Raw genomic sequence first — 14,568 nt, 5'->3', positions numbered from 1 at the left:
CATTTTGAAGGATCTGGCCCGTTCATCCATCCTGCTGCCGGGCCTCACGGCATTGAGATACAGATGGAAGAAGACCTCCGAGAGATTCTCTGGCGAATTGTTCGTATAGCTCAACGACTCCGTCGCCAGAATCGTCCCGTCACCGACATTCAAAGTAGCGTCGATTGTGTAGTGAACAGCCTGCTGCCACGCTCCCGCGCTCCCGGTCACAAGAAGAAGGCAGAGTGCGATAACACCCAGAAAAGCGCTTCTCTTCACAATATTCTCCTTTTCTCACATCCCCTTTCACTGGGACATTCCAAAAATACTAGTTTCAGACTCCATCACCTGTCAAGGATGATAGGCCTGAGATGCAAAGCAGCGCATCCAACAAACGTGCCTCTTGACAGATCTCCAAGAGAGTTTCAAAATTATGATTGAGTTGGAAAGATACCCGTGAGTTGCGGATGATTGAGGAGGAAATGTTGCCTATGCGTCAAGTAGATCGCCCGGGAGATTTTGGCTGATGAGGGTCAGACTGTGCGTATGAATCCTTCAACTGCGTACATCGTACTTGGCACTGTTGTCATCGCCATCGGTGGAATCGTGGCAACACTCGGGTGGAACCTCAGGTCCACTCAAAACACCAGGAAGATGCTAGCTGAAGCGAGGATCGCGGAAATCAAGACACGTCGTCAGGCCCTCCTTTCCGCTGTCGTTGCCGAGGTCGGTCACAACGAAAAGACATCTGCAGATCCCAGGTTCACTGAGCTGGACGATGCTAAGTTAATACATTTCACTGTCTACCAGCGTTTCAGGGCTGATGCGCTTTCTGGGGTTCTGGCAAGTGGGCTGTTTCTTCTGGAAGACGATCGGGAGTTTTTCGAAGCCGCAACGGATTTGTACGAAAGGATCAAGGATTTCGATCGACGCCTAGATACTACCGAAGACGAAATCCGTCGTGCTCCCGAAACCGCACAGATGTGGAGGATAAAGCTCCGCGATAGCTCACAGTTCGCCGGTTTGAAAGAGCGGCTGGGCAACATGAGGAGGCTCGTGGCAACAAACTACGGCTCGGGGGAAAATTGGGACACTTCCAGTGGGGACTAGACTCCTGTCAGTTCGGACCAACTCTGCTCATATGTAACTTGTAGATGCAACTGGTACGACTTGGCACTGGAAGGCCGACCGCCTTTCGGCGGCAGTTCACGGCGACGGATGAGCCATGTCGATTGGCAGAATACGGAGCCAGTAGCGCTGGGCATCCTCTGGCAGAGCTTTCTTGGTTTACTTGAACAGATTGGATTTGGCCGCACCGGGTGAACTTTGCGCTGCGAGTATGCATAAGGAAGACAAGGAATGTCCGAGAGAAAAATAGCTTCCATCGAATGTCAGATACCAGGAGGACTCTCTGAATTTGTGAGCATTGATTCAGATACGTCTCTACTGGATTGGGACATAGTTCTCTTTCGTCCGCACATACGCAATTTGGTTGGATCCCACAATGACTTCTATAAGGGCAAACCGTGTTTATCAGATGCCCGGTCTTTCCTACTGCGCGAGCGCGCAGAACACTGGCGGCGTGAGATACTCGACGCGATCCACTCCGGTAAGACGGTCATTGTCCTCCTGACGGAGCTTCATGAGGTGTATGTAGATACGGGGGAGCGTGAGCACTCTGGCACTGGTCGTAATCGGCAGACGACCAGCGTCGTTGAGTTATACAGTAATTATAGGTGTTTGCCCTTCGATCTGAATCCGATCAGCTCCAAGGGTTCCGCCATGCGACTTGCGAAAGAAAGTGACATTCTTTCGAGTTACTGGTCCGAGTTCGGAGGTTGCTCTTGCTACACGTTACGCATAGAAGGACATATCTCAAAGCCGCTCCTGATGACAAGGACTGGAGACAAGACTGTCGGCGCGCTGATGAAGGTCAAGGACTCGACTGGGGCACTCCTGTTACTTCCACATCTTGATATGGAGTCGGAAGATTTCTACAAGAAGACAAAAGGCGGAGGGTGGAAATGGACAACACTGGGTCAGCAATTTGGCCGCCGACTCCTCGGAGCAATCATCGAAATTGACAAATCCCTGAAGCAGTCGGAGGCCATCACTCCGACTCCCGAGTGGGCGATGACCACAGACTTCGACTTGCCCAAAGAAGCGAGGTTGAGGCAGGAGTTGTTGAAGACAGATGATCGCCTCGAGAGACTCCAACGACAAAGACAGACGATACGAGGGCAACTCGTTGATGAGGGAGTTCTCCGGCGGTTGCTTTTCGAAAAAGGGGCGCCGCTGGAAGATGCAATTCTTCGTGCCTTGAAGCTGCTGGGATTCTCTGCCAATAGATATAGAGACACCGAATCTGAATTCGACGCAGTCTTCGAAAGTCCTGAAGGGCGTTTCTTGGGTGAGGCAGAGGGCAAAGACAACAACGCGATTGGAATAGACAAGCTTCGTCAGCTTGAGATGAATATTCATGAGGATCTAGAACGCGAAGAAGTAGCTGAGCCCGCTAGGGGCGTTCTTTTCGGCAACGCGTATCGCATATTGGCACTAGACGACAGAAAGACATTCTTCACCGAGAAGTGCCTAAAGGCAGTGAAGCGCAGTGGTACGGTCCTTGTAGAGACACCGGATTTGTTCAAGGTTGCTCAGTACCTTTCAGGAGAGGCAGATCGGGCTTATGCCCAAGAATGCCGGAAAGCTATGTTGGAATCTTCCGGTCATATCGCACGGTTTCCTCCACCGCCACAGCTCGCCATGGCCAAACCGACGATTAAGGAAGTCAGCGGGAGTGGATGACGGCCGTACCACAATCGATCGCTCGTATGGATGGTCGATAGCCGCCGCAGAGTTGGGGCGAGGACATTTGCTGGTCTAACGTTCACCCCTGATGTGAGATGCCCTGCCTCGGCGTCTGACCTCTCCTCAACGGAAGCCAGGGTGTCTGGCCCATGCAACTCCGCGGTGTTCTATCACACAGAGAACTTGTTGATCGGATGATGTTCACCTTGCCTTCCCTGACCGAACGTGGCAGGATATTAGCATGGCGATAACCAAGAGAAACGAAGCTTACTTTGAAACCAGACTTGGTCGAATTTACTGCGTCGATTCTCTGGAGTTCATGCGCACAGAAATTGGCGATGCCTCGGTCGATCTCATCATGACGAGTCCCCCGTTTGGGCTCGTGCGCAAAAAGGCCTACGGCAATGTGGACGCCGAGAGCTATGGGACTTGGTTCCACCCTTTTGGACTCGAATTCCACCGTATCCTGAAGCCTAATGGCTCACTTGTGATAGACATCGGAGGCGCTTGGAATAAAGGGCAACCCACGCGGAGTCTCTACCACTTCGAACTGCTGATCATGCTGTGCAAAGACCTGGGCTTCCATTTGGCGCAGGAAATTTTCTGGTGGAACCCCTCAAAGCTTCCAACTCCTGCCGAGTGGGTTACGGTTCGCAGAGTCCGCGTGAAGGATGCTGTGAACTGCGTCTGGTGGCTGTCGAAAACGCCTTGGCCGAAAGCAAGCAATCGCCGTGTGCTCCTTCCCTACAGCGACTCAATGAAGAACCTACTCAAGAATGGATACAAGGCGAAGAAACGACCGAGCGGCCACGACATCAGTACCAAGTTCAATATCAATAACAAGGCATCAATCCCACCCAATCTCCTGGCCGTCCCGAACACGGAAAGCAACTCCCATTACCTGCGGTATTGCAAGGAGAAGGGACTTCCTCAGCATCCGGCCCGTTTTCCGGGCGACGTGCCGGAGTTCTTCATCCGCATGCTCACCGATCCCGGAGAGATAGTCTTCGATCCCTTTGCAGGGAGTTGCGTTACTGGCGAAGTAGCCGAACGGCTGAAGCGGAAATGGATCTGTTGCGACAGTGTCGAAGAATACCTCGCCGGAGCATTAGCCCGTTTCGAAAACGGGGACCCGACCCTTTTTCCTGAGATGCCTCAGAACAGACACGTCAGAGAGATTTGCTATAAAATATTCCATCCTTCAGCCATGTGGGACCGGCTGGAATATGATCCACTGCCGGTACACGGTGGGCGGACGCGAAAGCTCGGGTCGAAAGTCAGACACCCCGACTCGGAGAGCAAGAGCAAACCCACGTTTGTCCGAGAGCGGGTTGCGAAGCCTAGGGGGAAAGCTCATTCGAGGGCGAATGCCGGAACGAAATCATCAACCAAATTCAAGAAGCGAAGTACAAGAAAGAGAGCCTGAGCCGTGCCAGCAATTGATCCCCCACGACTTGTCAATGCTATCCTCGACGCCTTTCAGGACTCGGGGGCATCCGGTATCTTTGTGTCATCACTACGTGAGCATCCTCGTAGATTTGTCGTGGAAACTGAAACTTGTGGAATAGAAGTGTGGATCTATGTCTGGACACTCACTCACGGCGGCAGGCCCAGTCTTCCCGATGAATACCGAATCCAGATGACGACCGTCTCCTCGCCCCTGCCATTGAATCCCAGAGGTCCTACCTTGCTTCTCGGATATGAACCGAACTTGAAAATGTTCACGGGTTTTGATCTGACCCGTCACCGTACATTCACTGCCGGTTCACCGTCTGTTCAGATCAGCATCAAATCCATTTACAGGGCTCTCGAGGACGGTCTCGCGTTTGATAGAAAGAGCAACCAAGAGATTGCTGTCGCGATCCGTCCAGATCAGATGCTTAACTACATGGCTAATGCCGAAGACCTTCACCGCTTGGGCAAGAACGCTGCAATGTACAGCCTGTTGTCTAGGGCGTCGGCGCTTGAGAGAATCACAACCGAAGAGATCAAGAAACTTACGCCAAAACGTCGGAGAATCCTCGCCACTGTGAACCGATGGGCACGATCAGCGTGCTTTCGCCAGCAGGTTCTCTCTGCCTACGGCAACAGATGCTCAGTTACGCGGATGCAGCTGCGTCTTGTCGATGCTGCCCACATCATGCCGGTTGAGGTAGAAGGGACAGCGGACGAGGTGCGCAACGGTATTGCTCTATCACCGACCTACCATCGGGCGTTTGATGGCGGCCTCATATACCTCGATGACCAGTATGTTATGAGAATCAATTCGGAACGGGAATTGCAGCTTGTGACACTTGATCTTAGCGGTGGAGTCGATGACTTTAGGCACTACCTTGACAAGCGAATTCACCTGCCCCCAGACAGGAGGCAATGGCCTGACATCAACATGATCCGAAAGGCTAACAAGTACCGACGTATTTGTAGGTAACCGGGTTCTGAGATTCACTTTGACCTGACGTCTGCCCGGGTATCAGATTATTACGGTAACGGTCTGAATAGAACGTCGGTGACTCAACAACTGGTTTCACATGGTCGTCGCTCACGCATCGGTAACTTAACCCCAACGTCATCCCCAGGAGTAGGTTCTTAACGAGTTGAATCTCCTGTTGTGAGGAAGTCTTCTGGTAGCTTAGGGCGCGACTGCTCGGGTGATATTTTCATCAACGATACTGAGACGTGCCCAGTGCCAGAAGTCTCTTCTTAGAGCTGAAGAGGCAGTCACTCATCGCGGCGAGCGAACCACTCATTCAGCGGATAGCCGAGCATTGAGAAACTCACCGCTGGAAATCTTCGACCAGTATCGCGACCGCGTCAAATCGATCCCGCAAACATTTCTTGAATCGCCTGGCAGTAGCCCCCAGTTCGATCGGTGCGTCGTGAGAACCAAAGCTGGCTTGCTATATGTAAACAATATGACATCCCGCGCCAGCTTGAGCGTGAATATCGTACACACCCGACCAGGAAAAATTGTGGGACTTTGAGAATTACCCGACTGACAAACTGCGTGGACAAATTGACAGCTGGAGGATAATATCCGGGAAATTGTACAAGCGGCGGTTGGATGCTTTCCGGTGTAAGAGATTCAATTGCGGAAAGGAGGAAATCATGAAGAAGTACGGTGCAGAGTTCTTCGGAACATTCTGGCTTGTCCTTGGCGGATGCGGGAGCGCAGTACTGGCAGCTGCATTTCCGGATTTGGGTATCGGCTTTCTTGGAGTTGCGCTAGCCTTCGGCTTGACGGTACTGACGATGGCTTATGCTATCGGGCATATATCGGGCTGCCATCTGAATCCGGCGATCTCCATAGGGCTATGGGCCGGCGGCCGGTTTCCTGGGAAGGAAGTAATTCCCTACGTTGTTTCCCAGGTCCTGGGAGCGATTGTCGCGGGGGCATCCTTTTCATTATTGCCGCCGGGAATGCAGCCTTTGATATGACCGCCGGTTTCGCTTCGAACGGCTACGGTGTTCACTCGCCAGGTGGGTATTCGCTGCTTGCGGCTCTTGTGACTGAAGTTGTAATGACCATGATGTTCCTGCTCGTCATTATGGGCGCAACTGATAAACGTGCGCCACAAGGCTTCGCCCCAATTGCAATTGGCCTGTGTCTCACCTTGATTCACCTGATCAGTATTCCTGTCACTAATACTTCGGTCAATCCTGCACGCAGTACTGGCGTAGCCGTGTTTGCCGGAGGGTGGGCTTTGGGGCAATTGTGGCTTTTCTGGGTAGCCCCGATCGTGGGTGGTATCATAGGTGCAACGATCTATCGGCTGATCGGCGGCAAGGAGAACTGATTGACGAAGCCTGCACTACTGAGGTTGGCACGCCCGCTGGTGCGCGGCCTTTGGGATCTTCAATCCGATTTGGGCGAGTGCTTTGTCAACCGGCAACTGCGCAAATGGCGGCTCAAGCGATTCAATGACACTGATCCGGGTTGCCTTTTCGAGGATTTCTTCGGCCAGCTGTTCTTTCTCTTTTTCCGACGGCTCACCAAGGTAGTTGGCGATAAGCTCGTTTACTCTGAGTCGCGCGAGGGCGTAAACCATACCGTCGGCTCTGTAGCAGGACACCGCCTCCTTGAATAGAGCTTTGGCATCGTCATAGTCTTCCTGCCACACAGCATGGAGGGCTGCCTCGTAGTAGTCGTCCCCCTTTTTTGACGTCTTCGTTACATGGATTGGCCTGGAGAAAAAATCTGACCTATCCGCCATCCGACCTCCATCTTGCACTGTGCGAAATCAGAGAATGCGATGGACCTGGCTCTGGTGGGCGCGTTCAAACCCAGGCGGTCCGCGCGTACTACTCCCTGCGTTACAAGAATGTCTGTGAATGAAACCTGGCCTACATTCTCTATTCAGATATTTCGTTCAATTGAAGGAAAACAGGAGAGTTTTTTCGGATTCCTGGTGCAGGTTGGCGAAGAAAGATGACGACTAGGCGGTGACCGTGGGGCGCAGAGCCGCAGTAGAATCGTCCGGCCAGTGCCAGGTTCCTTGAGGCAGAATCAGAATGGGAGTTTCAAACCGGAGAATCCTCCGACACCGACTCCGAAGTAAATGAGATTGTATTTTATGTCGAGCGGGACGCCGAGCTCAAAAACAAGGGACTTGGGGAACCACGGATTTAGTTGAGCTTCGCCGGAGGTCGAGACCTTAGTACCGGCAAATAGAGCCCAGGTGACTCTTGTGGGAAGGTCGCTGAACGAGACTCCCTTTCTCCTGTCTCGCCAATCAGGACCATACGCGCCATTGATGCCGCCGTAAATGTCCAAATCACCCCATGTCTTGCCGACCATGCCCGCGACCATCGGAGAAAGCTGCGCCCTTCCGACAAGATAGGTGACCGACGGGGCAACTGCGAAATCGACTGGCATTCCTCTGAGAGCGAATCTGACCTTTCCGTTTACTCCCACGCCGTACTGGATGACCTGAACACCAAAGTCGGCGTTGTCACTCACTCCAACCTGATAGAGTGCGCCTGCAGTAAGCGGAGGCGTGTAATCGTCGCTTTTTGCACTCTTTCTGTCCTTCTCGGAAACATAGGTTGGGAGATTCAGGAAAACTGTACCCGATGTCTTTCCCCTGCCGACGGTCCTTGTGCTTTGAAAAGTTCCGAAGAAGCATCCCTGTAGGAGCGGCAACAGTGCAAACAGAATCACACACCACAGATTCCTGGCCATGCTTCTGCGAGAGCTCACCTCAAGTCCTTTCTTCATAGAGAGGAAACTTCTTGGAGAAACTCTGGATATCCTTTTTCACTTCTTCAAGGACAACCGGATCACCCACGTTTGCGAGAGTATCGCAAATAAATGTGCCGATCCTCTCCATCTCCGCTTCTTTCATTCCCCTGGTGGTCACGGCAGGCGTGCCTATGCGTATTCCACTTGCCACCGTCGGGGGCTGCTCGTCAAAAGGCACAGTGTTCTTGTTCACGGTTATGCCAACAGCCTCAAGCACTCTTTCCGCATCTTTCCCCGTCACGCCATTTGCTTTCAGATTCACAAGCATCAGATGATTGTCAGTCCCTCCGGAAACGATGTGGAATCCTCTCTTCTTTATTGTCTCGCAAAGGGCTGAGGCATTCGAGACAATCTGCTTCTGATAGGCCTTGAACGAGTCTGCCATCGCCTCCTTGAAACAAACCGCCTTGGCAGCAACCACGTGCATTAGCGGTCCGCCCTGCATGCCCGGAAAGTTGCTCTTGTCGATTGCTTTTGCATGCTTCTCTTTACAGAGAATGAATCCTCCTCTTGGGCCGCGCAGTGTTTTATGCGTGGTGCTCGTGACAGCATCGGCATACGGAACCGGGCTTGGGTGAATTCCTGCAGAGATGAGGCCGGCTATGTGCGCCATGTCAACGACCAGATATGCTCCAACTTCATCAGCGATTTCTCTGAACTTCGGAAAATCTATGATCCTGGGATAGGCGCTTGCTCCTGCTATGATAAGTTTCGGCTTGTGTTCGAGGGCAATTTTTCTCAGCTCGTCATAATCTATTCTTTCGGTCTCCTTCGAAACTCCATAGTGGACTACCTTGAAGAATCTCCCGGAGAAGTTGACCGGGTGCCCGTGAGTGAGGTGCCCTCCGTGCGAAAGATTCATTCCCAGAATGGTGTCACCCATGTTGAGGAACGCAAAATACGTGGACATGTTCGCCTGGGAGCCAGAGTGAGGTTGAACGTTGGCGTGCTCGGCCGAGAAGAGTCTCTTCACGCGTTCGATGGCGAGAGTCTCGGCAACGTCTACGAACTCGCACCCGCCGTAGTATCTCTTTTTCGGATAACCCTCGGCATACTTGTTTGTCAAGGGCGAGCCGAGCGCTTCAAGCACGGCTTCGCTCACAAAATTCTCTGAAGCTATGAGCTCGAGCGTTCCCCTCTGCCGTCCGACTTCACCCAGGATTGCACTCGCTATTTCCGGATCCGTTCGCTCAAGATTGGCCATCTTGTTTGTTGTTGGCACAGCTTCTTTCTCTCTCATAGGACTTGATCTTTCCGATTCTTCTCCCATGGCGCTCGCCCAAGAAACCAGCTTCGAGCCACACTTTCAAGATGCGTTTCGCTTTCTCGGCGTCGGTCCTCATTGCTGCCAGAACCAGGACATTCGAATCGTTATGTTCTCTTGAAAGTTTCGCGATTTCTTCATCCATGCACAGCGCCGCTCTCACTCCCGGAACTTTGTTTGCGACGATTGACATTCCTATTCCGGTTTTGCAGATGAGAATGCCCCTTTCCCACTTCCCCGAGGCCACTCCTTCGGCAACAGGAAATCCGTAGTCAGTATAATCAACCGACTGCTCTCCTTCGGGTCCGAGGTCGGACACCTCGTGCGAAAGCGAGAGAAGGAAAACTCTGAGGGCTTCCTTAAGCTTGATCCCCTGATGGTCTGCTGCTATTGCTATCTTCATCTTATCTCGAAGCCTTCGCATAGCTTGGCGACTGAACGTAAGCAAGCCATCCATGCTTGTCTTCGACTTTTCCATCTATTATGCCGAAGAAGGCTTCCTGAATCCTCTTGGTTACAGGCCCCCTTCCGCCCTTGCCGATTACGATCTTGTCAATGGAATTTATGGGGGTCACTTCTGCCGCGCTCCCTGTGAAGAAGACCTCGTCCGCAATATAGAGAAATTCCCTCGGAATGGGTTCCTCGCGGACTACATATCCCATTTCCTTCGCGAGCACCATGACGGAATCTCTCGTTATTCCCAGAAGAATCGACGCCCCCATCGGAGGAGTGAATATCTCACCCTTCCTCACAACGAATATGTTCTCGCCGGAACCTTCACTCACATGTCCTGCCGGGTCAAGTGCGATCCCCTCACTGTAGCCGTCAACCAATGCGTCCATCTTTATGAGCTGCGAGTTCATGTAGTTCCCGCCGGTTTTCGCTAGGGCCGGGAAAGTGTTCGGTGCCATTCTGTCCCACGAAGAGACGCGCACGTCCACGCCCTTTTCAGTGGCGTCTTGTCCCAGGTATTTTCCCCACGGCCAGACGGCAATTGCAACATCGACCGGGCAATTCACCGGGTTCACGCCAAGCTCTCCGAATCCCCTGTAAACGAGCGGTCTTATGTAACACTCTTCAAATCCATTCGCCTTGATCGTTGCCTTGACAGCCTCTTCAATTTCGTCTTTCGAGTAAGGAATTTCCATTCTGTAGATTTTGCACGAGTCGAACATCCTGTCTGTGTGAGCATCAAGTCTGAAGACCGCGGGGCCTTTCGGTGTTTTGTAGCATCTTATGCCTTCGAAAATGCTCGAGCCGTAGTGGACAACGTGGGAGAGAATATGGATCTTTGCATTGTCCCAGTCAACCAGCGTGCCGTTCATCCAGATTTTGCTTGCTTTTTCCATGCTCCCTTCTCTCCTTTCCCATCCTTTTCCCGAACCATTCTGGTCAGAAGCTCGAGAGACTTATTCACAAGACTCTCAATCATTGTTAACGATTCCTCATAAGCTCTCTCTTGCCCTCCTGCCGGATCAACAATATCCCGTCGAGAGGGCACACAGCCACCGCAGAATTCGCTCAGAAGGAATGCTCTTGTCTTTGCCCCGGGAACCAGTTCAATTACCCTCTCAACATGTGACTCGTCCATCCCCAGAATCACATCAGAGCCTTCGATAAGCTCCTTCGTAAGCGGAGCTGATCTGTGCCCGGAAAGGTCGATTTGTCTTCTCTTCGCGACCTCTAAGGCAATTGGAGGGACCGTACTTCCAAGAGCAGCTATCGTTCCGCAAGACCTGACTTCAACTTCCTTGATCCTGCGCTCGGAACAGAGCTTCCTAAGAATACCTTCGGCAATCGGACTTCTGCATGTATTCCCAGTACAGACAAAAAGGACTTTCAACGTTCGCATTTTTCCGGCAGTTATCCTAAGTCCCTGTATGCCTGCTGTCAAGGAGAAAGCAGGCAAATCCCCTTGCGTCAATGACTATGCAGAGTGCCTTGACTGCTTGAGGAGCGCCGTAATCCTCTGCGCGGGAATCGCTCCTTCTCTGATGATTGATGGAGGCGAGATTCTGACGTCCACAACTGTCGAGGCGAGAGCCTGCGGGGATATTCCTCCGTCAATCACAAGGTCGATTCCGGTCTCGAAATTCCTGAGAACCTCCTTGCATGTACGCGGGGGAGTAGAGCCGGACACATTAGCGCTGGTCGAGACCATTCCTTCACCAAGCAATTCGAGAATCGAGAGGCAGAGCTTGCTTGATGGCTGCCGGAGCGCTATCCCGTCTCTTTCTCTTACCTCGGAGGGAAGGTCATCCTGCGGAGAGAGAATGAGACTCAGAGGCCCGGGCCAGAAACCTTTCATAAGGGCTTCTGCTTCCGGAGTCACGGCTTTCACGTATCGCGATACCCAGTCTCGTTCTCCCACGAGCAGAATAAACGGCTTTTTTGCATCCCTTTTCTTGAGCGCGATGATTCTCCGGATCGCGTCTGTCATCGAGAGAGATGCGCTTAGACCGTAGAGGGTGTCCGTCGGAAGCGCGAGAACTCCGCCGGTCCTAAGAACAGAGACAGCTCTCTCTATTGCCTCTGCTTCCGGTGCTTCGGGGTCGGCCTTGATTACTCTTGTCTGTGGTGTCTGAGCGCGAGTCATGTCTGGAGACCGCAATCGGCGATAGAAAGACTAGAATCCCATTTCATCCCACGAAGAGTTCTTCAACTTCTCCCTGAATCGTACAAGCTTCTTCTCCAGCTTCTCATCTTCGAGCGAGATTATTTCGATCGCGAGCAATGCAGCATTTCGTGCTCCTGCTTTTCCAACCGAGACTGCCGCAACCGGAATACCGGACGGCATTTGAACCGTCGAGAGAAGTGAATCAAGTCCGCCGAGTGATGCATCGAGAGGAACACCGATGACAGGAAGCGTGGTTTCAGATGCGATCGTCCCTGCAAGGTGCGCAGCCATCCCCGCGCCTGCAATGATTACCTTTATTCCCCTCTCTCTGGCCGAGATGGCATATTCTCTTACTTTTCCGGGCGACCTGTGGGCCGAGGCAACCATCTCCTCAGCCCTCACCCCAAAATGCGTCAGAACCCTCCTGCACTCTTTCATAACGGTCCGGTCAGACTTGCTGCCGTAGACAATTCCAATTGGAGGCCGAGCCATTTGCCTCACCCCTTCCTCAGATTGAGCTGCGCTTCTCTGTCAATCCCTCTTCCGGCAATGTCGGTCCTGCAAAACGCTCCTTTGAAACTGATCTTTGAGCAGGCTTCATAGGCATTCTTCTGAGCTTCAAACAGGGTCTTCCCTTTTGCGCAAACGGAAAGAACTCTTCCGCCTTTCGTCACGGTTTTTCCTTTTTCAAGTCCCGTTCCGGCGTGCAGGACAAGCGCACCCCCTCGTTCTGCTTCCTCAATCCCATCGATGGGAAATCCCGTGGAATAGCTCCCAGGGTAGCCACCTGATGCAATCATAACTGCCACACAGAATCCATCTTCCCATGTCAGGGATTGCGGCAGCCCCTTTCCCTCAACGACGGCATCCAGAACGTGAAGCAAGTCATCCTTAAGGAGAGGGAGGATCGCCTGTGCCTCCGGATCTCCGAGTCTGCAATTGTATTCAAGTACCCGAGGACCGGACTTGGTGAGAATAAGCCCACAGTATATGACGCCCTTGTAGCAGACTCCATCTTCCCTTAGTCCCGCCACGGTTCTTGAGAGAATCTCATAGACTTCCTTTTCAAGCTCACCTGACTCGGCAAAGTGAAAAGGCGCGTAGGCGCCCATGCCGCCGGTGTTCGGCCCTCTGTCGCCATCAAACGCCCTTTTGTGATCTTGAGAAGGGACAAGAGGAAGGAATATCTCTCCATCAGTGAGAGCAATTATCGAAACTTCTTCCCCTTCAAGGAATTCCTCAATCACGATTCTATTTCCAGAGGTCATGAATTTCTTCTCCACCATCATGTGACGGATCGCATCTCTGGCTTCGTCCGGAGATTCCGCGACGACTACTCCCTTGCCGTAAGCAAGACCATCTGCCTTGACCACAGTCCTGCCGCGATTCCCCGCCAGGGCCCCCAGAGCTTCTTCGTACGAATCGAAGACCTGAAACTGGGCAGTCGGTATGCCGTGCCTTTTCATGAATTCCTTCGCGTACACTTTGCTTCCTTCAAGGCGCGATGCCTCTTTGGTGGGCCCAAAAGCCCTGAGCCCTGCTTCGGTGAATCTGTCAACAATTCCCATTACAAGAGGTTCTTCCGGGCCGATGAAGGTTAAGTCAATCTCCCTCTCTCTCGCGAATTGAACAAGAGAACCGGTATCGTTAGCCGCGATTTTCACACATTCTCCCAGCTTTGCCATGCCGGCATTTCCCGGCGCAAAGTAGAGCTTCTCAACAAGCGCGCTCTTCGATAGCAGCCACGAGACAGCATGTTCCCGTCCACCACCGCCGACAACGAGAAGTTTTTTCTTTTTCATCAGGACTCGTTTGAAACAAACGTCAATGCTGCTTCTGGCATGACATATACCAGAGATTTTTCGGGGAGTGAAGCAGTCGCTTTCTCTATGACTTCTTCAGGACTTTTTGCAGATTCCATTCGCATTAACGCGACAACATCGCTGTCAAGTTCCGAGAGAAGCACAATGCTGCATCTTTCGGCTTTGTCAAGAGTTGCCAGTGCAGTGTGGCCGTTCAGAGTATATTCCTGCATCAACGACTCCCTGATCTGACCTGAGTTCGCAAGTTGAAAGTACGGGAGGAATGCCTCTGAACCGATTCCTTCACTGCATTCAGCCACCAAGACGAGCGTGCCCCCCTCTTTGACAGACTGAAACGCATGGTGCAATGCCTTGTGAGCCTGGATAAAGTTCATGTCTTTTGGAAATCCTCCGCAGCTTGCAACCACCATGTCTGCTTTTCTTTTCAGCTTCGTTGAGAAAACCTCCATGACCTTCTTGCTTCCATCTCTGTGCGCCGTCTCAACGTTGCCGCAGAAGAACCGCGCAATGCGCCCTTCTGCGTTCGTTATTGTGTTTACAAGAAACGCCGGCTTCGCGAATCTTACCGCTTCTATCATGTCTTCGTGCACGGGATTCCCATCCAAAATACCGGTCATCGAGGTGCCGCCCCTTCCCTTCTCGCCGCTCACGGTTAGTTTGTGGTTTGCGACAATGCTCTCCTTCGAAGCAATGCCTGGAAGAAAGGTCTTCCTTCCGCCAGTGAATCCGGCAAAGTAGTGGAAGGTTATTGAACCGGTGAGTATGAGTCCGTCCGCGTCCGCCGCTATTTTGCTCACCGTGACGGGGGGTTCCGCGCGACGTCATCCCCAGCGTAACC

The 14,568-nt window shown here is 52.4% G+C and carries 15 protein-coding genes and 1 pseudogene; 5 read left to right on the top strand and 11 right to left on the bottom strand.

Going from position 1 to position 14,568, the window contains the following annotated elements; all coding sequences use genetic code 11:
* Positions 1–258 (bottom strand): M1 family peptidase (locus QME66_03460; GenBank protein ID MDI6808024.1); only part of this gene is annotated, 258 nt, incomplete at its 3' end.
* A gap of 267 nt (positions 259–525) precedes the next feature.
* Here QME66_03460 and QME66_03455 point away from each other — a divergent pair.
* The 5 genes and pseudogenes from QME66_03455 (at position 526) to aqpZ (ending at position 6,581) form a co-directional block, all read left to right on the top strand.
* Positions 526–1,089 carry a hypothetical protein gene (locus tag QME66_03455; GenBank protein MDI6808023.1) on the top strand — a complete coding sequence of 188 codons (564 nt, stop codon included), beginning with the start codon at positions 526–528 and terminating at the stop codon, positions 1,087–1,089.
* 672 nt (positions 1,090–1,761) lie between these two features.
* Positions 1,762–2,784, top strand: a complete 1,023-nt coding sequence (locus QME66_03450) for a hypothetical protein (protein MDI6808022.1) — start codon at positions 1,762–1,764, stop codon at positions 2,782–2,784.
* 244 nt (positions 2,785–3,028) lie between these two features.
* Positions 3,029–4,213 (top strand): site-specific DNA-methyltransferase, encoded by a 1,185-nt coding sequence (locus tag QME66_03445; GenBank protein MDI6808021.1) that lies wholly within the window; start codon positions 3,029–3,031, stop codon positions 4,211–4,213.
* Positions 4,214–4,330: 117 nt separating this feature from the next.
* Entirely contained in the window at positions 4,331–5,215 is an 885-nt protein-coding gene (locus tag QME66_03440; GenBank protein MDI6808020.1) for an HNH endonuclease, read from the top strand.
* 677 nt (positions 5,216–5,892) lie between these two features.
* Positions 5,893–6,581, top strand: a pseudogene (gene aqpZ, locus QME66_03435) (aquaporin Z).
* 15 nt (positions 6,582–6,596) lie between these two features.
* Here the strand turns inward: aqpZ and QME66_03430 are convergent.
* The 10 genes from QME66_03430 to larA all read right to left on the bottom strand — a co-directional run bounded on the left by QME66_03430 (position 6,597) and on the right by larA (position 14,527).
* A complete protein-coding gene (locus QME66_03430; GenBank protein MDI6808019.1) occupies positions 6,597–6,998 on the bottom strand; it encodes a hypothetical protein in 402 nt (133 codons plus the stop codon).
* A gap of 293 nt (positions 6,999–7,291) precedes the next feature.
* A complete protein-coding gene (locus QME66_03425; protein ID MDI6808018.1) occupies positions 7,292–8,002 on the bottom strand; it encodes a hypothetical protein in 711 nt (236 codons plus the stop codon).
* Complete coding sequence (glyA, locus tag QME66_03420; GenBank protein ID MDI6808017.1) at positions 7,986–9,230, bottom strand: serine hydroxymethyltransferase; 1,245 nt, start codon at positions 9,228–9,230, stop codon at positions 7,986–7,988. The genes QME66_03425 and glyA overlap by 17 nt, the downstream gene beginning before the upstream one ends.
* Positions 9,217–9,693, bottom strand: a complete 477-nt coding sequence (gene rpiB / locus QME66_03415; GenBank protein MDI6808016.1) for a ribose 5-phosphate isomerase B — start codon at positions 9,691–9,693, stop codon at positions 9,217–9,219. The genes glyA and rpiB overlap by 14 nt, the downstream gene beginning before the upstream one ends.
* A 1-nt stretch (position 9,694) precedes the next feature.
* Complete coding sequence (locus QME66_03410; protein ID MDI6808015.1) at positions 9,695–10,639, bottom strand: branched-chain amino acid transaminase; 945 nt, start codon at positions 10,637–10,639, stop codon at positions 9,695–9,697.
* Positions 10,612–11,142, bottom strand: coding sequence for a low molecular weight protein arginine phosphatase (locus QME66_03405; protein ID MDI6808014.1), 531 nt, complete (start codon positions 11,140–11,142; stop codon positions 10,612–10,614). Before QME66_03405 ends, QME66_03410 begins: the two co-directional genes overlap by 28 nt.
* A 75-nt stretch (positions 11,143–11,217) precedes the next feature.
* Complete coding sequence (locus QME66_03400) at positions 11,218–11,886, bottom strand: L-threonylcarbamoyladenylate synthase (protein ID MDI6808013.1); 669 nt, start codon at positions 11,884–11,886, stop codon at positions 11,218–11,220.
* A 30-nt stretch (positions 11,887–11,916) separates the two neighbouring features.
* Positions 11,917–12,399, bottom strand: a complete 483-nt coding sequence (purE, locus tag QME66_03395) for a 5-(carboxyamino)imidazole ribonucleotide mutase (protein MDI6808012.1) — start codon at positions 12,397–12,399, stop codon at positions 11,917–11,919.
* A gap of 5 nt (positions 12,400–12,404) precedes the next feature.
* Positions 12,405–13,709: a phosphoribosylamine--glycine ligase gene (gene purD, locus QME66_03390; protein ID MDI6808011.1), complete on the bottom strand. Its 1,305-nt coding sequence runs from the start codon at positions 13,707–13,709 to the stop codon at positions 12,405–12,407.
* Positions 13,709–14,527 carry a nickel-dependent lactate racemase gene (gene larA, locus QME66_03385; protein ID MDI6808010.1) on the bottom strand — a complete coding sequence of 273 codons (819 nt, stop codon included), beginning with the start codon at positions 14,525–14,527 and terminating at the stop codon, positions 13,709–13,711. Before larA ends, purD begins: the two co-directional genes overlap by 1 nt.
* Positions 14,528–14,568: the final 41 nt, after the last annotated feature.

The sequence above is a fragment of the Candidatus Eisenbacteria bacterium genome, assembly GCA_030017955.1.
Classification (GTDB): Bacteria; Eisenbacteria; RBG-16-71-46; order JASEGR01; family JASEGR01; genus JASEGR01.
Note: the sequence above shows the minus strand (reverse complement) of the source record. Positions and strands in the feature narration are given on the sequence as shown.